Below are 19167 nucleotides of genomic sequence, written 5' to 3' on the forward strand. Positions count from 1 at the left end.
ATTCCTGGCGGTTGACTTTATTGGGACGGTGCGAGCTGAGCACCCCCGGCGGGAGCGTCGTGACGCCGCCGACGCGAAAGGCCTTGGCCCTCGTCGCCTTCCTCGCCCTGCAGCCCGGACGCCGCGCCTCACGCGAACGCCTGGCCGCCCTGCTCTGGCCCGACGCGGACGCGACCCAGGCCAGGCTCAATCTCCGCAAGGCTCTTTCGCTGCTCCGCAAGGTGACGCCGGACGGCGACGATCTGTTCAGGGCGCAGGGCGAGCAGATCAAATTGCGGGCCGACGGCTTGGAATGCGACGTCGATGCGCTGGAAGCCGCCACCCGCGCGCCGGTCGCGGTCGACGCTCCCGTCGACGACCTGACCGGCGAGCTCCTGCAGGACTTCGGCATCCGCGACGCCTACGAGTTCGAGGCCTGGACGCGGGTCGAACGTCAGCGCATCCGCGAACTGCAGCTGGCCCTGCTGACGCGGCGCCTCGATAGCGAAATCGACACTCCGGCCGGTGCGGAGTCAGCGGTCCGGACAGCGTTGCGGATTCTGCAGATCGATCCCTTGCAGGAGGGCGCCCGGCGGGTGCTGATGACGCTGCATGCGCGCCAGGGCCGATCGGCCGCGGCCATGGAACAGTATCGCGAACTGGCCGACCTCCTCCACCGGGAACTCGGCGCGCAGCCGGAAGAGGAAACACGCACCCTCTATCAGGACATCACCCGCCAGCGACGCACCCGGCCGGCGCCATCGCAGACCAGACCGCCAAGAGCCCTTCGGGAAACGCCGGCCACGACCACGCCGGGCAAGCCTCCCGCTCGCCGCGGTCACCGGATCGGCATCGCAGCCTCACTCCTGCTGGCCGCGCTCGCGGGATCCCAATTCAGTGTGCAGCAATCGCCCGAGACCGTCGCGCTCGGGCCGCTGACCACGATCCTGGCCAGCGAGGAACCGACCCGCCCGGCGGTATCGCCGAACGGCGAATGGATCGCCCATATCTCGCGACGCATACATCCCGGAAACCTGGACATCTACCTTCGCACCTTGAGCGGCGGGGATCCAGTGCGGCTGACCACAGATCCGGCGCTGGACGACAATCCCGCCTGGTCAGCCGACGGCCGACTGCTCGCCTTCACGCGAACCCCGGCGACCGGAGATGCGCCGTGCCGCATCATTGTCATGGCGCCGCCAAACGGACATGAACGGATCGTCGGCGCCTGTCGCGCGGTGAGCAGCACGCGCCTGAGCTGGGCCCCCGACGGGAAGTCGATCTATTTCGCCGACCAGGCCGCCCCCGGCCTTCCGACGAGCCTCTTCCGTCTCGACGTGGAAACTGGACGGAGCCGCGCGCTGACCACCAGCCCGGCCGAGATTGCCGGCGACGAAGCCCCGACGATCTCACCCGACGGGAAAATGCTCGCATTCCTTCGTCGCACAAGCTGGACAGCCGCCAACGTCTACGTTCTGGACCTGACCAAGGGCCGTACGCGTCAACTGACCACCGACGGGAGGCGAATCTGGGGGTTGACCTGGGACAGGACCGGCAAGGGCGTTTACTTTTCCTCCAACCGCAGCGGCGACACCGCGCTCTGGTGGGCTCCCGCGCGGCGGACCGGCGAGGCAAAGCGTATTTCGGTCGGGTTGCTGGACTTCCGCTTACTCACCTCCGCTCGCGCTCGCGACCGTCTGATTTTCGAGGCTGTCTCCGACTACTCCGACCTTGTGCAGGCGGACGCGGCCGGCGTGCGGCGTCCCATTGGGGACACGCCCTGGCCGGCGGAAGGCTATTCAGACTGGTTCGCGGATGTCGCAGCCGATGGCAGCCTTGTCATGGTCTCTGATCGTGACGGCAGTGAACGCCTGTGGATCCAGGGCGCAGACCACGGTCAGCCGACCGCCGCCTCAACCATACTGGACGCTGTGCTCAGCGAGCCGCGCTGGTCTCCTGACAGTAGACGCATCGCGTTTGTGGCCACGCGTGACGGCGGCGCCGATCTCTACGTCGCCGACCGGCGAACGGGCCGGATAACACCTTTGACCGCCGACGACGCCGATGACGCCTCGCCAGTTTGGTCGCACGACGGCCGGCATCTCTACTTCACGTCCCGACGGGGCGGCTTCTGGCGCATCTGGCGGATGAACGCCGACGGGTCCGGCGCGACGCCGTTCAGTCTGCCGGGGCCGCGCGCCGTGCGCATCGACAGCAGCGGTCGCATCTACGCCGTCTTGGATGGTCGCCAAGGCGTATGGCGCCTGTCGCTCTTGAACGATCGGGAGGCCGGACCGCGCCAACTGATCGTCGCCGACCAACAGTCCTGGGATTGGCTGAACTGGGATATCGATCGCCGACAGCTGTTCTACGTACAGCGTTCGCCCGACGGCCTGAGCGGCAGGATCCGTCGCCGCGATCTGGCCGGCGGTCGGGACGAGAGTCTGGACGAGACGACGGACCTTCTGTTGCTCGATGCCTTCGCCGTACGCCCGGATGGCAGCCTCCTCCTCACCCGCCGCAAGTACGGGACCCGCTTGCTGGCGACGGACCTCATCAGGACGCCCTGATGCGCGACTCTCATTCATTCGGACCGCGCCTGACGAGCAGGCTGGCAAGTTTCCAGGCAGCCCAGGACTCGGAACAGCCTGAAGCCGAGACGAACTTGTGCCCCCATTGTTCCCCCAAGTCGAAAGGCCACAGCCCTCTAGACTCTAACGCATTGAAAAAGTTGGCGACCCAGGCAGGACTCCAACCTGCGACCTCGGCTTTAGGGAAGCGGACCTTGCGAAATGCGCGCCAGTGGGTCGCGTAGCCCTGCTGGGAAGTGGCTCGTGTCCGATGCTTTCGCCACGAGATGGGGTGAGCTGGGAATTAGCCTGCCGCCTTATCACGGCGAAGGAATAGGGGCCCAGAGTGACCGCATCATGGAGCGGGGCTGCTGTAAGCGGACATTCCGAACTGCCGCATTGAGTCACAGGCGGGCGTAGGTGAAGCGCAAAAAGCGGGGCCTCAAGCTCCACATCGACCCGCAGACTGGCTAAACTCCGCTACCCGCTCGTTCCGCCTCGCAAGACACGGCGTATCGCCTGAAGGGGCTAGGCGTGCAGCCCCTTCCCCGACGTATTTCGATAGGGTGGAGCAGACCCGATGAAGGGAGCCGGCCCCACTCTGAAAGCCGTACTCGACCGTAAGGAGCGGACACGCCGGATCATCGACCGGGACCATCCGGAATTCTCGCCGGAACTTCTCCAACCGTACCGGCCCACCGGACCGGCGCCGGACACCGATACAGACTTGCGGCCACGCTCGGCCGCCCTATCTGTATCTACCTCTATTGCAGTTTGGATATCCCCTCATGATTCACCTTCGCCGTTCCGCCCTTGCGGGCGTCACAGCCCTCGCCCTCCTCACTTCGGGCGCAGTCATCGCCCAATCCGCCGCAACGCGGGTTCCCGCCGAGGTGCGCGCGGGGACCTACAAGCTCGACGCCGACCACGGCAAGATCACCTGGTCCGTCGACCACCTGGGGTTCTCCACCTACATCGGGCAGTTCGTTAACGTACAGGCGGACCTGAACATCGACCCGGCCAATCCGTCCGCTTCCCGGCTTATCGCAACCATTCCCCTCACCGACGTGGATTCGAACTCTGACGCACTCGACCAGCACCTTCAGACGTCCGACTTCTTCGACACGGCCAATCATCCTGCGGCGACCTTCGTCTCACGCTCGGTGACCATCGATCCTGCAGATCCCACCGAAGCGACGGTCATCGGCGACCTGACGCTGCGGGGCGTCACGCGCCCGGTGACCATCGAGGTCGAGTTCAATCAGGCAGGCCCCGCCATGGGCAATGTCTACAAGGCCGGCTTCGATGGCGAGGCGACCATCAAGCGGTCGGAGTTCGGCATCACCTTCGGCCAGCAGTTCGGCCTCGGTGAGGAGGTCACGCTTCACATCGAAGGCGAGTTCGTCCTTCAGCCATAACCGCACCGCCGGCGAAGGTTCCCGCGCCCGCCCAGGAACCCTCGCCGGGAGCGGCTCCGCGTGATTCCATAGCGCCGGCGGTCCTCCCGGCGGGTCCCGGGGTCCAAGGATCCGGACAGGCGACTCCGGCGAGCCGGGCCCTCCGGGCACAGGGTGTTGCGCGAGGCGCAACACCCTGTGCCCGACCGTGAAGCTATCGCCCCGCGGTCCAATCGGCCATCATCCGCCGCATCGTGACGGGCGAGGGCTGACGATGCGAGAGGCGATCGACATGCGGCGGGCCCGCGCAGCAGACGCCGCGCAGGTTCCTTTTCACCCCCATCATACCGGGAGGCGCGGCCGACCTGACCGATTTCCGGGGCGCCGCCCGGACGTTCATTCATCTCCGACTTTCCTGGGTCCGCGCCTCCGGACCCCTGTCCAGAGTGGCTCGCTCTCTCCAGCGTCTTGAGACCTTCGAGACCGGCCTCGATACGCCGCCGGCCGCGCCTTCCAACGCTCGTAGTTCGTCCTCCTGCGGCGTCTGACCAGAACCACCGTTCCTTCCCACCCCAGAGAAAGAAGCCAGCCATGCCCCACCTGACCCTCAAAGACGGCGTCCGGATCTTCTACAAGGATTGGGGTCCCAAGGAGGCCCAGCCGATCGTCTTCCACCATGGCTGGCCCCTCAGCGCGGACGACTGGGATAACCAGATGCTCTTCTTCCTGGACAAGGGGTACCGGGTCGTCGCCCATGACCGCCGCGGACACGGCCGGTCCGATCAGACGGACACCGGCAACGATATGGACACCTACGCAGCGGATGTCGCCGAACTGGCCGCGGCGCTCGACCTCAAGGGGGCCGTCCACGTCGGCCATTCGACCGGCGGCGGCGAAGTCATCCGTTATGTGGCTCGCAGCGAATCCCGGCGCGTCGCCAAGGCGGTCCTGATCGGGGCGGTGCCTCCGATCATGCTGGCGACGCCGCAGTATCCGGGCGGACTGCCGATGGAAGTCTTCGACGGCTTCCGCGAGGCGCTGAGCCGGAACCGCGCCCAGTTCTTCATGGATGTGCCGGCCGGTCCCTTCTACGGCTTCAACCGCCCAAGCGCGGAAGTCAGCGAAGGCCTGATCCGGAATTGGTGGCGCCAGGGCATGATGGGCGGGGCCAAGGCTCACTACGACTGCATCACGGCCTTCTCCGAAACCGACTTCACCGAGGACCTCAAAAATGCGTCCGTCCCGGTGCTGCTTTTGCACGGCGAGGACGACCAAGTCGTGCCGATCGACGCCTCCGCCAGGACGGCGATCAATCTCCTCGCGAACGGGACCCTGAAAACCTATCCCGGTCTGTCGCATGGCCTGTTCGCCACCCATCCGGACATGGTCAACGCCGACCTGCTGGCCTTCGTCACCTCCTGAGCTCACGCATACTGACCGCCGGACCTTCGGGTCCGGCGAACCGGCGGCGAGTTCGCGCCTAGGCGCTGGTGAACCCGGCTCGCGGCACAGGCGTCAAGGGCGTCGCCGCATGCGTCGCCTCGGCGTTCGAGGTGAGCCGGGCGCCGCCGGGAACCAGCTTGCTCGGGGGATCGACAGCGACGCTGCAGTCCTGAGCGAGGCGGACACCGGCGTGATCGAGCCGAGGCGTGTCTTCAAGGAGCAGCCGGGCCGGCCCCGGCGCCGGATGCGGCGCCTCGCCTCGCCGCCTGCCGAGCAGACTTGCAGCTCCTGGCGGGCGTCGTCGGCTGACGGCGTCACACCGCTCGGCAGCCCCCGCTCGCTCGCCCCTTCCTCCGCCATCCGGAACGGCGGCCTCGGGTAGCGTAGCTCGACGCCTCAACGGCGTGGGGGCCACGTCTCCGTCACGAGGCGGCCGGCGCCAGGTGCAGGCGATCCAGACCCGACATGGCGTCGCCCTGGATCTGCTCGGCCAGACGCTCCGCGTCCCGGCGCCGGACGTCGGCGGCCGCTTCCGCGATGTCAGCCTCGGCGTGGCCAAGGGCCCGCAGACCCGCCGCGCCCATCAGATAGGCGGACTCGACCGTCTCGCGGATCTCGAAATCGACGCCGGCGCGGGTCAGCTCCACCGCGTGTCCTCGATCGGAGCTTCTCACGAGCAGGCGAGCCTGGGGAAAGGCGTGACGCGCCAGTTCGACGATCTGCGTCGCCGCCCTGGGATCGTTGACGCAGACCATGACCGCGTCCGCCTCCCCGGCGCCCGAGTGGCGGAGAATGTCGAGGCGAGCGCCGTCGCCGAAGAAGACCTTGAATCCATACTGCGCGGCTTCGCGGATCCTGTCCGGATCCGCATCAATGACCGACAGGCTGACCCCTCGCGCCAGGAGGGCTTGCGAGGCGATCTGGCCGAAGCGTCCGAACCCGATCAGCAATACCCTTCCCTTAAGGTCGCGGGCGGCGTCGATGCCGTCCATGGACGCATCGTTGCCGAGCAGGCGGTCCGCGGCCAGCATGAGCAACGGGGTCATGGCCATGGACAGGATCACCAGAGTGGAGAACAGGGCGTTCTCGCGCGCGTCAATGACACCGGCCGAGGTCGCCGCCGTATAAAGAACAAAGGCGAACTCACCCCCCTGGAGGAACATGGAGGTGCGGTGCAGCGCCTGTCGGTTGCCGCTGCCGAACAGGCGCGCGACGGCCAGGACGACCGCACCCTTGGCGAGCGTGAATGCGCCCAACAGCGCGATGAGCAGCCGCCAGTCGAGAGCGACGACCGAGAGGTCCAGGGACATCCCGACGGCGAGGAAGAACAGGCCCATCAGCAGCCCGCGGAACGGTTCGATGTCACTTTCGATCTGGTGCCGGTAGCTCGAGCTGGAAAGCATCACCCCCGCAAGGAAGGCGCCCATGGCCATGGACAGGCCGACAATATCCATGAGCAAGGCGGCGCCGAGGACCACCAGGAGGGCGCCGGCGGTGAGCACTTCGCGGGTCCGGGCCTTCGCCAGCAATGCGAAGAACGGATTCAGCGCCCAGCGCGAGACGACCAGGAGCATCAGCAGGGCGCCGGCGGGCGCCACCAGGCCGGCCCAGCCGACGTCTCCCTGACCGACCGGCGCCAGAAGGCCGACGATCGCCAGGAGCGGGACGATCATCAGGTCCTCGAACAGCAGAACGGCGACCGACTTCTGGCCTTCCGCGCTCGCCATCTCCCCCCGGTCCCGGAGCACGGACATGATGACGGCCGTCGAGGACAGGACGAAGCCGGACCCGGCGATGAATGCCACGGGCGCGGACAGGCCGAAAACAGCCCATCCCGTGACGCCGAGCGCCAGGATCGCGGCGCTCACCTGAGCCAGCCCAAGGCCGAATATCGAGCCACGCATCGCCCACAGTTTCCGGGGCCGAAGTTCCAGCCCGATTACGAACAGGAACATGACGACGCCCAGTTCCGCGAAATGGAGGATGGCCTGGGCGTCGGTGAAGACGCCGAGCACCGACGGACCCACCAGCACCCCGGCCGCGAAATAGCCCAGGACCGAACCGAGCCCAAGGCGGCGGAACAGGGGCACGGCGACGACCGCGGCGGCCAGAAGCACGACCGCGGGCGCTATGGTGTCGGTGACGCTGGCTTCAGCCAAGTTGTGTTCCTTTCAATGCGGATGGGCCCGATCGCTAGGGAGTCATGAGAGCGGCCGAACGCGCGTGGTGATCACCGGGGCACCCTCGAGGACCCGCTGCACCGGACATCTGGCGGCGACGTTGAGGAGGCGGGCGCGCTGTTCGTCCGTGAGCTCAGGCCCCTGGATCACTATGGCCTTTTCGAAGGTGTCGACGGGCGCCGAAGCTCCGGCGATCCGCTCCATGCCGTATTCGACCCCGACTTGCCGCCCAGACGCTCCGGATCATCGGCCGTGAGGATATGGCGACCCACGGTGAGGGTGACGGCATGGGACATCTCGCCGACCCCGCCGGTGGCGCTGGCCAGGACGGCGTTCGGTCTCCCGGCCGCGCCTGCGGCCCGGCCATCGGCGCCCTCTCTCACGACAGCGGCGACGGCATCATACGCGCACCGTCCGGGAAGGGTGTGAACTCCTGGTCGTCGCCGTCCGGCAACTTCATCCGGCCGGCCTTCCAGTCTTCCGCGGCCTGCTGGAGGCGGTCCGGCGAAGAGGAAACGAAATTCCAGTAGAGGTAGCGTTCGCCGACCGGCTCCCCGCCCAGCAACATGATTGTCGACGGCCGTTCTGCCCGCAGGTGCGAGGCCGCCGGGCTGAGGACGGCCATCTGCCCCGCCGTCAAGGTCCGGCCGCCCAGGGTGATCTCTCCCGTGGCGACATAGACGCCCCGCTCGCCATGGCCCATGGGAACCTCCGCCCTGGCGCCCGCCTCAAGGTCGAGATGGGCGTAGAACAGGGGCGAGTGGGTCCGTGCGCCGGCGACAAGCCCGTAGGCGCTCCCGGCGATCAGATGGCCGCTGACGCCCCCGTCGCGCCAGGCCGGCAGATCGGCGCCCTCGTAGTGGGCGAAGGCGGGGTCGGTCTCCTCGTCTGCGGTCGGCAGCGCCACCCAGGCCTGGATGCCGTGAAGATGGTCGCCTGAAGCCCGGCCCTTTTCCAGCCGCTCGCTGTGGGTGACGCCCCGGCCCGCCGTCATCCAGTTGACCTCCTGGGGCCGGACGGGAAGCTCATAGCCGAGGCTGTCCCGGTGCATCATCTCGCCCGAATACAGATAGGTGACGGTCGACAGGCCGATATGTGGATGCGGCCTGACGTCGGCGTTCCGGTCCACGCCCGGGGCGATGTCCATCGGCCCCATGTGATCGAAGAAGATGAAGGGCCCGATCATCCGCCGCTCCGCGAACGGCAGGACGCGGCCGACCTCCAGACCCCCTCCAAGGCTCCGGCGTCTCTGCTCGATAATCATCTCGATCATGGTCGTCCTTGCTGTCGGGGGAACGACGAAATCCGCCTGAGCGGTCCCGTCGCCGTCCCGGGAGTGGAAGAGGATGAAGGAAGAAACAGCCGCGCGGGCTCTCCATCCTCCGTCATCCCGTTTGATCAGGCGCCGACGCCCGGGCCGGTCGGGACCGGCCTGTTGACCACCGGCTGTTCCCACAGGCTGGGCTGGTGATCGGTCAGCCCGAGAACCGGCTCCTCGGGCCGGAGGAAGGATGCGAGGCCGTTGCGGAGGGTCATGAGAGGGCTCTGCTGGCTAGAGGAGTTGGCAGGGTGGCGCGCCCTGTTCCGACGCCGCCTGGAAAGACAATCGCATTGCCGGTTCCGATAGAGTATGGCCGGGGAAAGCTACGCAGTGTCTCGAATCCCGGAACGCCAGGTGGACCTTGAAGACCTCCACACCTTTGTAGAAGTGGCCGACGCCGGGGGCGTGTCGGCGGCCGCACGCCGCCTCGGACTGGCCAAATCCATCGTCAGCCGACGGCTCTTCCGGCTCGAGGCCGAACTCGGCGTACAGTTGCTCGCGCGCACGACACGGGGCTCCTCGCTCACCGAAGCCGGAACCGCCTTCCGCGACTACGCCCACCGGATCGGCCTCGAGATGGAGGTCGCCAGGGAAATGATCCTGCCGCAAGGCGAGCTGCGCGGCCGCTTGCGCATTTCGGCGCCGCTGTCGTTCGGACCAAGCCATTTCGCACCCGTGATTGCAGAGATGGCGCGGCTCCACCCGCAGCTCAGCATCCAGACATGCTACACCGACGGCTTCGTCGATCTCGTCGCCCAGGGCTTCGATTGTGCGGTCCGCGTCGGCTATCTCCAGGACTCGAACCTGATGGCGAGGCGGATCGGACCTGTAAACGGCCGCCTGGTCGCGAGCCCGGCGTACATCGAAGCCCACGGCGCGCCCGAGACGCCCGACGAGATTCTCGAACACGAGGCGCTGATGCAGGGCACTGAAGCCTGGCAGTTCCTCGACGGGGACCAGACCGTCACCATTCGCCCTCACGGCCGGTTCAAGGCCGACAACGGCATGGCTCTTCTAGCCGCGGCGCTCGCGGGGCTGGGCGTCGCCTACCTCCCTGACGACTTCACCCGCCCCCATCTGGCCAGCGGCGCACTGGTCCCGATCATGACCCGCTACCCGCTGCCCACGGCCGGAGCCTATGTCCTGCGCCCGCCCGGCCAGCATCCCGCGCGCAAGATCCGTGTGCTGACCGAGCTGCTGATCCGATACTGCAACCAGCCCGATCTGTGGTCGGCTCTGGCCGAAGCACGGCGTCGAACCTGAGGTCGTCTTCCCGGGCGGCGGCTTGATCGGTCTCGAGATCAACGGTGAGCAGGTCGCCGCGAGGCTTGTCCCGCACGCAGTGATCGCGACCTCGCGACCGGCCCGAAGGCCGCCCTGGCGGCGATCACGATGGCCGCATCCCCTCTACGCCCGGCGGCCGCCCCGCGGCCGCGATGCCGCCAGAGCCGCCCCGGATCGGGCCCCTCCTGCATGGTCGTTGCGCCTTCGCCGCCGAAGGTCACCGAAGCGGGCGCGTTGCGTTCCGCGGGGGCTTGGCCTCGCGGGGGCGACCCTTCCGCTGGTCCGGTCTCCCCGTGCGGCGCTCGTCACCCAGCGCAAACCAGCAGAACAGCCCGACGAGGGCCATCAAGGCGGTCAGCAGCACGTCGGCGTGAAGCGCCGATCCCTCCGGACCGAGATTGCCGACGACCCCCTGCTGGATGGAGTTCACTGCGCCATGGGCCAGCGCGGCAGGCCAGAAGCTCCCCGACCGGATGGTGAGCCAGCCGAAGAAGAGCGATGCTCCGATCATCTGCAGCGGGAACAGCACGAACGCGCCGAGATAGGGATGCTCCGGGAAATTATAGCCGGCGAGAAGGGCGGGAAAGTGCCAGACCGTCCAGATGGCCGCCAGCACGAGGATGCCGGGGCGCACGCCGAACTGACGGGTGAGATGGCCCTGCAGAAAACCCCGCCAGGCGAACTCCTCGCCGGTCGCAGCCACGAGGTTCATGACGGAAAACGCGACCGCGGTCAGAACGATGTTGAGCAGAAACAGCGGCCAGGCCTGCTCGCCCCGGCCAAGCAGCCAGGGCCCGCCGGACACGGCCACGCCTTCCGCCCCGAAAACGAACCAGCCGGAAACCGCGAGGCCGGCGGCGACCAGCAACCCCACGACCGCAAAACCGAGGGCGGTCTCCACTGCGATCCCGATGGGTAGATACCTCAGGCGCCCGAGCCGCCAGAGCACGCCCTCGCGCGAGGGGCGGTGAAGTATGAGGAAGCCGGCGGCCAGCAGGGTCGGCGACCACATGATGAGCAGGAAGACAAGACTGGCCCCTGGCGTCCCGAGGCCGAACACGCCGATGGCGGCGAACTGCATGGCCCAACTCACCGCGACGGCGAGCAGTACGAAAATGAAGATGGCGCGACGGGTCATGTCGGCTCCTTGACCGGACGGTCCGGCCGGGGCTTCAGCAGCGGAACGACGAAAGAAAGCAGGAGCCGGCCGCAGACAGCGACCAGGGTGAGAAGCAGCGCCGAGATCGGAAACAGCCAGGGGCCCATAAGTTCGCGGCCGGCGGCGGCATCGTCGATGATGCCGACAAAGCCACCCCCCTGTCCGACCCAGAGGCCGGTGTGGACGGGGTCATAGATCTTGAGCCCGACCATCAGGACCGTGATCGCCGCCAGAACTCCCAGCAGAAGCAGGAGAAGCAGGGTGAAGGCGGCGACGCCGCTGCGGTGGGCCCTGTTGGCGACAAAAAGGGCCAGGTCGGCGGCACGCTGCGACCCCAGGGCTTCATACGCCTCGATCTCGTCAATGAACTGGCGAGCGTAGCGCTCCGCGGGCCCGAACCCCTGAAGCACTGTCTCAAGCGCGACGCCCTCCGCGACCCGGTCATCGATATGGGATCGGGTTTCACGCAGGATGTCGTCGCGCTCGCGGACCGGCAGACTGCCCAGTGCCCAGCCGAGGCGGCGCACCCATTGCTCTAGTCTCTGTTGCTCGGTCACGACGGAATCCTCCTCGCAAGGAATTGGGTGAGCCGCGCGGACATCTCGCTCCAGCTGTCAAGCTGCGCGCGCAGCTCGGCGCGACCGGCGTCAGTAATCGCATAGTACTTTCTGGGTCGGCCGTTGTCCGGGTCGAAACGCCACTCGGCCAACGTCCAGCCGGCTTTCTCCAGCCGGTGAAGCAACGGATAGACCGCCCCTTCCGCCAGATTCAGTCCCGCGTCTGTGCGTAGCCGTTCCAGGATGTCGAGACCGTAGCAGGGCTCCTCCTCAAGCAGACTGAGAAGCGCAAGCTCCACCAGTCCCTTGAGCATCTGGGAACGCTGCGGCCGCAGCGGGCCGGTCTGAGGCTCGATTTCATACGACATCTTGTTATACAAGATATCGATTTTTTGATTATCCGCAACCCCCGGCGGGGTCGGCGGTCAGGCTGTCTCCGCCGGCGCCCAGTTGAGCGTCTCCGGCGGACAAGGTCGTCGGAGCTGGCGGAGGTCCAGCGAACGCCCGCCACGGCTCCACGAAAAACCCGCCGTCGCCGAAGCGGGACCGGCCTCCTGGTCGAGGCGCAGGGTTGAGCCGCCCGCCGCTCGAACGGCGGTTTTGAGGGCGCCGCCCCCCGAAAGGCAGGCTCCAGACCCTCCGGCCTCCTACCCGCTCAGGCCGGACCGCTTCGCCTCGCCCAAACCAGGACGCCGGCGAAAACGGCGCCGCTCAGGGCAGAGGCGGGCCCGTATTCCGGCAAGGCCACGAACCAGGTCCGGGCGAAACCGGCCATTGTCAGCTGCCGCCAGTCCAGAAGCGCGAGGGTCAGAATCGTCAACGGCAGACCCAAGAAGAAGCCGCCTAGTCCTCCCGCTGCGAGCATGGTCGTCCAAGCGGTACGCCGTCGGTCGAGCCACAGCGCCAAGGGCGAAAGGACCACCGTGGCCGGCGCCGTCGCGAAGGCGGCGACGAGCGCGACGAGAATCGCCATCAGGATCGCGCCCGCCGCGGCCTGAGGTGCCGTGGTCGACACCGCTGCGCTGCAGTCGTTTGCGCAGTCCGGCACGGTCGAGACGAGCTTTGCGACGAGCGCGGTAGCAGCCAGAACGATCCCGGTCGTGAGCGCCGCTAGGAAATGCCCCAGCGTCAAGGCGAGGACAACGGCCCTGAGGCGCATGAAGTCAGACCGCGGTCGCATCAGGGGATCGTTGTCGGCGATACATTTCGGACTCCGTAACGGTTCGCCGGCGGCCCGTCATCCTGGAGGCCTGGTCGCACCGGGGCAGCCCGGGCGCCGGCTCGCGCGACGCGTCCACCTGCACTTCCGGGCCACTCCGGGGCTTCCCCCTGATGCGGCCGGCTCCGCCCTGCGTTCCGCTTCAAGCAACAGTGTGCACGACTTTTGAGACTACCCCACAAGCCAGCGTTCGGTCAGGACTTGTCGAGGAACAGACGAACCCTCCCGCGAACAGAAAGCCGCCGGGGGCTGGTTCGACGCACAACTCGGAGCGCCTCCCGCCGGGGCGGATCTTTTGCTGGAGACGACCTCATGCCCGGACGCAAGATCGCCGGAGCGCTTATGGCCGGACTGATGCTGGCCACGACCGCGGCCGAAGCGCAGACGCCGGAGAAGCCCACCATCGTTCTCGTGCACGGCGCGTTCGCCGATGCGTCGAGCTGGAAGGGCGTAATCTCCAGCCTTCGGGAAGACGGCTTCACGGTCATCGCAGCCGCCAATCCGCTGAGAGGCGTGTCGTCCGACGCAAGCGCCGTCGCGGCCCTGGTCGACAGCATCAATGGTCCTGTCGTGCTCGTCGGCCACTCCTATGGAGGCACGGTCATCACCAACGCCGCACGAAACCAGGACAACGTCCGTGCCCTCGTCTATGTGGCGGCCTTCGCGCCTGACGCCGGTGAAACAGCGGCCGACCTCGCCGGCCGGTTCCCCGGGGGCACGCTCGGCGAAGCCCTGAGTCAACCCGTGCCCTTGAGCGCCGGAGGCCATGATCTCTACATCCGGCAGGACGCCTTCCATCAACAGTTCGCTCACGACGTCGCCCCGGCAGAGGCCTCGGTGATGGCGGTCACCCAGCGGCCGATCACCGACCTGGCGCTCAACGAGCCCTCGGGCGAGCCCGCCTGGAAGACCATACCCTCCTGGTTCGTCTACGGAGACGGCGACAAGAACATCCCCGCGGCTGGCCTGGCCTTCATGGCGGCGCGCGCCCAGTCGCGCAGCACCGTGGTGATCCCCGGGGGATCGCATGTGATCATGATTTCCGAGCCCGGGCGCGTCGCCGATCTGATCGAGTCCGCCTCTGCGCCATGACGGCGGGGCACGGCCCATGGCGCCACCTCGCCGCCCTCGATCAATCGGATGTCCGTCGGAAGTCACAGACCAGGATCAACGCCGGATCATTGGAACATCGAAGCCGCTTCGCTGACATTTCCAGCGCACGCTAACAGGTCGGGACCGGCGAGAATCCACCCTTACGACGCCAATCCCGACCATCGGTCGCCGGCGACCCTGACCCAACCCCTCCTCGCTCACCTGGAGCCGCCATGTCTGATCCCGAAGTCCGCAACAACACGGATCTGAACCGCTACGAACTGGCGGCGGACGGGGAGGTCGGGGTCGTGACCTACAACCTTTCGCCGCCCAATCTGATGATCTCGGAAACCCTTGTGCCCCGACGTCTTGAGGGAAAGGGGATCGCCGGCCGGCTGGCGCAACACGTGATCGACGACGCCAGGTCGCGCGGACTCGTGATCCTGCCGGTCTGCCCGTTTTTCTCGGCCTATCTGAAGAAGCATCCTGAACACGCGGAGGCGGTGCACCCGACCTATCGCGGCATCCTCGGCATCTAGCGGCCGCCTTGTCACGCGCCTTGCGGTCAGATCACAGGTCCGAACCTGTCCGCGAGAAAAGACACCAGCGCCCGGACGCGCGCGATCCGGGCCCGCGCCGGCGGCATCAGCAGGTGAAGGCCGCCGCCCTCGTGGGGATGCGCGGGCAGGACCTGTTCCAGATCCCCGTCGAGGACCGCCTGCTCCACCATGAACCACGGGAGGATGACGACGCCGAGCCCCGCCTTGCCGGCGGCGAGGACCATCTGTCCGCTGTCGGTCCGCAGGCGCGGGTTGCCGCGGACGTATTCCCAGCCCTCCGCTCCTCTGAAGCGCCACTGGTTCGTGGCGTGGGTGTAGACGATGACGTCGTGCCCTGTCAGATCGCCGGGCCGTGACGGACGACCGCGCGTATCGAGATAGGCAGGGCTTGCGACCACGACGGCCCGAACGGTCGCGAGCCGGCGCGTGATCAGGCTCGAGTCCGGCAGGTTGCCGATCCGCACCGCCAGATCGTAACCCTCGCTGATCAGGTCGACCTGCCGGTCCTCGAAGCAGATTTCGAGGCGGACCATGGGATGAAGCGCCGCGAAGTCGGCCAGCAGCGGCGCCAGGCCGAGCTGAAAGACCTGCGGCGCCGAGATCCGCAACTCTCCGGAGATCTCGGTCGTCAGCTTGCCGACGGCCTCCCGGGCGAACTCCAGTTCCGCAAGCGCCGCCGCGCCCCCGGCGTAATACGTTCGCCCGGCGTCGGTCAGGGCGGTGCCGCGCGCGGTTCGGGTCAGCATTACCGCGCCCACGGCCCGTTCGAGCTGGCTGACCCGACGGCTGACGATCGATTTGGCCACGCCCAGCCGCAGCGCCGCCTGGGTCATGCTGCCGGCCTCGGCGACACACACGAACGCCCTGACCTCCGTTAGCTCCACCGGCCTGGGATCAGACACTTGCGACGCTCCGTTCGATATTTCCTCGGGACTGCGTTGAAGGGACGCGGAAGCCGGTCGACCGGCGGCCCGGACAGTGGACGACGTCAGTCCGCTTTCCGCCGCGGTTCGGGTATGCGCGCGATCACCTTGATCTCGAAATCGAACCCGGCCAGCCAGGTCACGCCCACAGCCGTCCAGTTGGGATACGGCGCAGGGCCGATCTCATCGGCCCGCACCGCCATGACGGTTTCCAGCTGGGACCCGGGATCGGTATGGAAGGTCGTCACGTCGACCACGTCATCGAGCGAAGCGCCCGCGGCTGCGAGGATGACCTTCAGGTTGGCGTAGGCGCGCCGGACCTGGTCGGCGAAGACTGGCTCGGGCGAACCATCCTCCCGGCTCCCGACCTGCCCCGACACGAAGAGCAGGTCCCCGAACCGGATCGCAGGCGAATAGCCGTGCACATCGTACAGGGCGTGACGGTTGGGCGGCGAAATGACTTCACGACGGGACATGGCGATCTCCGGGTTTGCAGGGTCGGCGGGTCGGCGGGCTCGCCGCGTCGAGCGGGCGGGTCTTAGTTGCACGACGACTTAGGCCCTGGCGATTGTCGTGATAAGGCGGCGCTTATCGCATGCGGCGGTGAAAGATGCTCAACAATGGCCGATCTCAGAACCAGCGAATTGCGGACCTTCGTGGAGGTGGCGCGGCGGCGAAGCTTTCGGGATGCGGCCGACGTTCTGGGCGTCTCGCGATCGGCGCTGAGTCACGCGATCAGCACGCTTGAGAGCCGCCTTGGGGTGCGCTTGCTCAATCGGACCACGCGCAGCGTCTCCCTCACCCCCGCCGGCGAAGCGCTTCTTCTTCGGGCTCCGTCCGTCATCCGGGACCTGGACGATCTGCTGAACGCCGTGGGTCACGGGCAAGACGAAGTGGTCGGCGTGCTGCGTATCAATGCAGAACCGCTGGCGGGGCGCTGGCTGGTGCAGAACGCCCTCCCCTCTTTCACCGCGAGGCATCCTGGCGTCAGCCTCGACCTCGTCACTGACGGCCGGTTTATCGATATCGTCGCAGAAGGGTTTGACGCAGGCGTCCGCCTGGGGAGCGCCGTGCAGCAGGACATGGTCGCGGTTCCCTTCGGCGGCGAAATCCGGTTTCTGGCCGTCGCCTCCCCCGACTACCTCGCAGCCCATGGCCGACCGACCATGCCCCAGGACCTCCTGCGACATCAGTGCGTCCGACAGCGTCTGCCAAGCGGGAAGCGCTATCGTTGGGAGTTCGCGCGAGGCGCCGAGGAGATCGTGATCGATGTCCCGGGCGCCCTCAGTCTCAACGACAACGGCCTCATGCGCGACGCCGCCGCAGCGGGGCTGGGCATCGCTCTCGTACCCGAGCCTACGGTGGCCGCCGAGCTGCGGGACGGGAGTCTGATCCAAGTGCTTGAAAACTGGACGCCTCCCGAGCCGGGCCATTGCCTCTACTACAGCGGCCACCGGCTCGTTCCGGCTCCGCTAAAGGCCTTCATCGGGGTTGTGCGAGAGGCGGATCGTCGGATCAGGCAGCAGGCGGCGTCCCGCGACACACAGGCTGGACCCGCCAGCCCCACCGGTCCGCGCGGCCAGCGAGGCTGATCCGGCGCCTCACCCCGTGACGCCTCGGCTGGCTGCCCCATCCGCGGCGCCCGCGCACGGCCCACCTTGCAGGCGCTGTCGGTCAGTGAAAAAGCGGCGGGGTCCGGTGAAGGAGCGTGGTCGCCGGCCCGGCGTCAAAGCGGCCTACGGCCTCGGACACGGTCGACCCTGTCGGTGCATCCGCTGCGCCCGGGAAGAACTGGCGCCACCCCCGCTCTGCGGGATTGTGGTGCATCGGTCATCGGCCCCTACGGCGTGGCCGACGACGGCCTCGAGCGCGCCGGGTAACCAGCCGCTTCCGGCTGATGCGGGGCGGCGCCGGACTCCGGGCCGCGGATCGTACAATCCGCTGCAACCCGCTGTCCATTGTCCCGGGACGTGCGTCCTACATGAACAACATTGAAGGGGAGCGCGTGGGCGGAGCCAAGGCGAAGAGATCATGAACCGGTCCGACACCCCGCGTCTTTTGACTGCTCACTCGCCCTTCCGAAGTGGGCGCGGGCAAGCCTGCCCCGGCTGGTGAGCCAAACGCCAGACCGGCGGGACTGAGCGCCCGGCGACCGAGAGCCTTCACCCATTTGCCCGCGGACGATCAGTTGGAGAGTTGAAAGTGCCGGAAGTCAGAGCGGTCGACCTTATGGAAGTCAGGGCCTTCCTGTGCGTCGCGGAAACGGGAAGCATGACCCAGGCCGCCCAGCGTATGGGCGTCGCCAAGTCAATTGTCAGCCGTCGTGTCAGCCAGCTCGAGAGAACGCTTGGCGCAATCATGCTGATCCGCACGGCGCGGGGCACCGCCCTGACCGACGCCGGCCGGACCTACTACGCCAGGGGCTCCGCGGCCCTCGCGGAGCTGGAATCCGCCCAGGAGGCCGTCGGGAAGCTGACGGCGGAGATATCGGGTGAGCTTCGGATCTCGGTGCCCATGGCGCTTCAGAACCTGCTCGCCCCGCTGCTGGCGAACTTCGCCGCCATGCAGCCGGCCATCCAGCTTGATGTCCGTTTCGAGGACCGAATGGTCGATCTGACGAGCGACGGTTACGACCTGGCGCTGCGGATCGGCAACTTGCCGGACTCGAGCCTGATCACCCGGCGCCTCGCGACCGTCCGCGCCGCCGTGGTTGCAAGCCCCGCCTACCTCGACGCGCGGGGCCGACCGGAGCGCCCGACCGACCTCGCCGGTCACGACGTCATTCTCTACACGAACGCCTTGAACCAGTGGCGTTTCAGAAGATCCGAAGGCTGGGACTACGTCCGAGGCAACGCCCGCTTGCGGACCGACAACGCGCAGATGGTGCTGGCCTCCGGCAAGGCGGGACTGGGGGTCGTCATTCTGCCGTGGTTCATGGCGGAGCAGGCCGTCCTGGAGGGCGCTCTGGAGCAGATCCTCCACGACTACCCGCACGAGGGCGGAGGCCTTCATCTGCTGATGCCGCCGGCTCGGGCTCGGATCGCTCGCGTCCGGGCCTTGGTGTGCTTCCTCACCGACAAGTTCGGCCCCGAAATCTGATTTCAGAAGCCGGTGCGCTGCCGGCGGCGAGGCCAGGGCGGCCGCCGGCTAGATCGACTCTGAGAGGCTGACGCTGAACCGACGTAGCCGAGGGTCGCCGTAGACGCTGTAGCCGAGCTGAGTATAGTCGAGGATCGCGATGACCGGCGGCGTCTGGTTGAAGACGTTCTGAACGCCTGCTGACACCCGCATTCCTCCGAGCAGGCGGTGACCTTCATCGAAGGGCTGACGTGCAGGTCGCTGTAGGTCTGGCTCGGCGCCCTTCGGGCGCCCTGCAGCTGTATCGCGCGAGCAACGCGGGCGGCCCCGGCAGGGGTAGAGACATCCTGGGTAAAGGTGATGCTGTAGCTGTCGTGGAATTGCGTGTTCCACCGCACGCGCCAG

Annotated in this window: 19 protein-coding genes; 8 read left to right on the plus strand and 11 right to left on the minus strand. The window is 67.4% G+C overall.

Annotated features, from left to right (window positions below; all coding sequences use genetic code 11):
* Window positions 1-83: 83 nt before the first annotated feature.
* The 3 genes from ASD25_RS09200 to ASD25_RS09210 all read left to right on the plus strand — a co-directional run bounded on the left by ASD25_RS09200 (window position 84) and on the right by ASD25_RS09210 (window position 5368).
* The gene (locus ASD25_RS09200; RefSeq protein ID WP_056616538.1) at window positions 84-2549 is read left to right on the plus strand and encodes a BTAD domain-containing putative transcriptional regulator; all 2466 of its coding nucleotides are present in this window, start codon (window positions 84-86) and stop codon (window positions 2547-2549) included.
* Window positions 2550-3337: 788 nt separating this feature from the next.
* The gene (locus tag ASD25_RS09205; protein WP_056616541.1) at window positions 3338-3967 is read left to right on the plus strand and encodes a YceI family protein; all 630 of its coding nucleotides are present in this window, start codon (window positions 3338-3340) and stop codon (window positions 3965-3967) included.
* Between the two features lie 570 nt (window positions 3968-4537).
* Window positions 4538-5368 (plus strand): alpha/beta fold hydrolase, encoded by an 831-nt coding sequence (locus ASD25_RS09210; RefSeq protein ID WP_056616546.1) that lies wholly within the window; start codon window positions 4538-4540, stop codon window positions 5366-5368.
* Between the two features lie 443 nt (window positions 5369-5811).
* Here ASD25_RS09210 and ASD25_RS09220 read toward each other — a convergent pair whose 3' ends face one another.
* The 4 genes from ASD25_RS09220 to ASD25_RS30300 form a co-directional block, all read right to left on the minus strand.
* Window positions 5812-7548: a monovalent cation:proton antiporter-2 (CPA2) family protein gene (locus tag ASD25_RS09220; RefSeq protein ID WP_056616548.1), complete on the minus strand. Its 1737-nt coding sequence runs from the start codon at window positions 7546-7548 to the stop codon at window positions 5812-5814.
* A 42-nt stretch (window positions 7549-7590) separates the two neighbouring features.
* Complete coding sequence (locus tag ASD25_RS09225; RefSeq protein WP_056616551.1) at window positions 7591-7773, minus strand: hypothetical protein; 183 nt, start codon at window positions 7771-7773, stop codon at window positions 7591-7593.
* Window positions 7774-7948: 175 nt separating this feature from the next.
* On the minus strand, window positions 7949-8842 hold the full coding sequence (locus tag ASD25_RS09230) for a pirin family protein (protein ID WP_056616554.1): 894 nt from the start codon (window positions 8840-8842) through the stop codon (window positions 7949-7951).
* 125 nt (window positions 8843-8967) lie between these two features.
* The gene (locus ASD25_RS30300; protein ID WP_156389232.1) at window positions 8968-9105 is read right to left on the minus strand and encodes a hypothetical protein; all 138 of its coding nucleotides are present in this window, start codon (window positions 9103-9105) and stop codon (window positions 8968-8970) included.
* A 139-nt stretch (window positions 9106-9244) separates the two neighbouring features.
* Here ASD25_RS30300 and ASD25_RS09235 point away from each other — a divergent pair, with 139 nt between their 5' ends.
* The gene (locus ASD25_RS09235) at window positions 9245-10153 is read left to right on the plus strand and encodes a LysR family transcriptional regulator (protein ID WP_200943573.1); all 909 of its coding nucleotides are present in this window, start codon (window positions 9245-9247) and stop codon (window positions 10151-10153) included.
* Between the two features lie 238 nt (window positions 10154-10391).
* Here ASD25_RS09235 and ASD25_RS09240 read toward each other — a convergent pair whose 3' ends face one another.
* The 4 genes from ASD25_RS09240 to ASD25_RS09255 form a co-directional block, all read right to left on the minus strand.
* Window positions 10392-11312, minus strand: a complete 921-nt coding sequence (locus ASD25_RS09240; RefSeq protein ID WP_056616557.1) for a CPBP family intramembrane glutamic endopeptidase — start codon at window positions 11310-11312, stop codon at window positions 10392-10394.
* On the minus strand, window positions 11309-11890 hold the full coding sequence (locus ASD25_RS09245; RefSeq protein ID WP_156389233.1) for a hypothetical protein: 582 nt from the start codon (window positions 11888-11890) through the stop codon (window positions 11309-11311). The genes ASD25_RS09240 and ASD25_RS09245 overlap by 4 nt, the downstream gene beginning before the upstream one ends.
* Complete coding sequence (locus tag ASD25_RS09250) at window positions 11887-12258, minus strand: PadR family transcriptional regulator (protein WP_056616562.1); 372 nt, start codon at window positions 12256-12258, stop codon at window positions 11887-11889. Before ASD25_RS09250 ends, ASD25_RS09245 begins: the two co-directional genes overlap by 4 nt.
* A gap of 287 nt (window positions 12259-12545) precedes the next feature.
* A complete protein-coding gene (locus tag ASD25_RS09255) occupies window positions 12546-13049 on the minus strand; it encodes a hypothetical protein (protein ID WP_156389234.1) in 504 nt (167 codons plus the stop codon).
* A gap of 372 nt (window positions 13050-13421) precedes the next feature.
* Between ASD25_RS09255 and ASD25_RS09260 the strand changes: the two genes are divergently transcribed.
* Together ASD25_RS09260 and ASD25_RS09265 are read left to right on the plus strand one after the other, a co-directional pair.
* Window positions 13422-14201, plus strand: a complete 780-nt coding sequence (locus tag ASD25_RS09260) for an alpha/beta fold hydrolase (protein ID WP_056616567.1) — start codon at window positions 13422-13424, stop codon at window positions 14199-14201.
* A gap of 233 nt (window positions 14202-14434) precedes the next feature.
* Complete coding sequence (locus ASD25_RS09265; RefSeq protein WP_056616571.1) at window positions 14435-14740, plus strand: GNAT family N-acetyltransferase; 306 nt, start codon at window positions 14435-14437, stop codon at window positions 14738-14740.
* 26 nt (window positions 14741-14766) lie between these two features.
* On the opposite strand, the gene ASD25_RS09270 is transcribed toward ASD25_RS09265, so the two are convergent.
* Both ASD25_RS09270 and ASD25_RS09275 read right to left on the minus strand, forming a co-directional pair.
* Window positions 14767-15663, minus strand: a complete 897-nt coding sequence (locus tag ASD25_RS09270) for a LysR family transcriptional regulator (RefSeq protein WP_056616574.1) — start codon at window positions 15661-15663, stop codon at window positions 14767-14769.
* Window positions 15664-15749: 86 nt separating this feature from the next.
* Entirely contained in the window at window positions 15750-16160 is a 411-nt protein-coding gene (locus ASD25_RS09275) for a RidA family protein (protein ID WP_056616575.1), read from the minus strand.
* Window positions 16161-16304: 144 nt separating this feature from the next.
* On the opposite strand from ASD25_RS09275, the gene ASD25_RS09280 reads away from it, so the two are divergent.
* Both ASD25_RS09280 and ASD25_RS09285 read left to right on the plus strand, forming a co-directional pair.
* Window positions 16305-17276 carry a LysR substrate-binding domain-containing protein gene (locus ASD25_RS09280; RefSeq protein WP_082572306.1) on the plus strand — a complete coding sequence of 324 codons (972 nt, stop codon included), beginning with the start codon at window positions 16305-16307 and terminating at the stop codon, window positions 17274-17276.
* Window positions 17277-17913: 637 nt separating this feature from the next.
* Window positions 17914-18783, plus strand: coding sequence for a LysR family transcriptional regulator (locus ASD25_RS09285; protein WP_056616576.1), 870 nt, complete (start codon window positions 17914-17916; stop codon window positions 18781-18783).
* Window positions 18784-18831: 48 nt separating this feature from the next.
* Here the strand turns inward: ASD25_RS09285 and ASD25_RS30305 are convergent, their stop codons facing one another.
* Window positions 18832-18969 carry a hypothetical protein gene (locus ASD25_RS30305; protein WP_156389235.1) on the minus strand — a complete coding sequence of 46 codons (138 nt, stop codon included), beginning with the start codon at window positions 18967-18969 and terminating at the stop codon, window positions 18832-18834.
* Window positions 18970-19167: the final 198 nt, after the last annotated feature.

This window comes from Brevundimonas sp. Root1423 (assembly GCF_001426805.1).

Coding starts and splice junctions, on each gene's coding strand:
- ASD25_RS09250 (WP_056616562.1), bottom strand. CDS start 12,258: ATGTCGTATGAAATCGAGCCTCAGACCGGCCCGCTGCGGCCGCAGCGT.
- ASD25_RS09255 (WP_156389234.1), bottom strand. CDS start 13,049: ATGCGCCTCAGGGCCGTTGTCCTCGCCTTGACGCTGGGGCATTTCCTA.
- ASD25_RS09225 (WP_056616551.1), bottom strand. CDS start 7,773: ATGGAGCGGATCGCCGGAGCTTCGGCGCCCGTCGACACCTTCGAAAAG.
- ASD25_RS09240 (WP_056616557.1), bottom strand. CDS start 11,312: ATGACCCGTCGCGCCATCTTCATTTTCGTACTGCTCGCCGTCGCGGTG.
- ASD25_RS09210 (WP_056616546.1), top strand. CDS start 4,538: ATGCCCCACCTGACCCTCAAAGACGGCGTCCGGATCTTCTACAAGGAT.
- ASD25_RS09205 (WP_056616541.1), top strand. CDS start 3,338: ATGATTCACCTTCGCCGTTCCGCCCTTGCGGGCGTCACAGCCCTCGCC.
- ASD25_RS09275 (WP_056616575.1), bottom strand. CDS start 16,160: ATGTCCCGTCGTGAAGTCATTTCGCCGCCCAACCGTCACGCCCTGTAC.
- ASD25_RS09280 (WP_082572306.1), top strand. CDS start 16,305: ATGGCCGATCTCAGAACCAGCGAATTGCGGACCTTCGTGGAGGTGGCG.
- ASD25_RS09285 (WP_056616576.1), top strand. CDS start 17,914: ATGGAAGTCAGGGCCTTCCTGTGCGTCGCGGAAACGGGAAGCATGACC.
- ASD25_RS09260 (WP_056616567.1), top strand. CDS start 13,422: ATGCCCGGACGCAAGATCGCCGGAGCGCTTATGGCCGGACTGATGCTG.
- ASD25_RS09230 (WP_056616554.1), bottom strand. CDS start 8,842: ATGATCGAGATGATTATCGAGCAGAGACGCCGGAGCCTTGGAGGGGGT.
- ASD25_RS09265 (WP_056616571.1), top strand. CDS start 14,435: ATGTCTGATCCCGAAGTCCGCAACAACACGGATCTGAACCGCTACGAA.
- ASD25_RS30300 (WP_156389232.1), bottom strand. CDS start 9,105: ATGACCCTCCGCAACGGCCTCGCATCCTTCCTCCGGCCCGAGGAGCCG.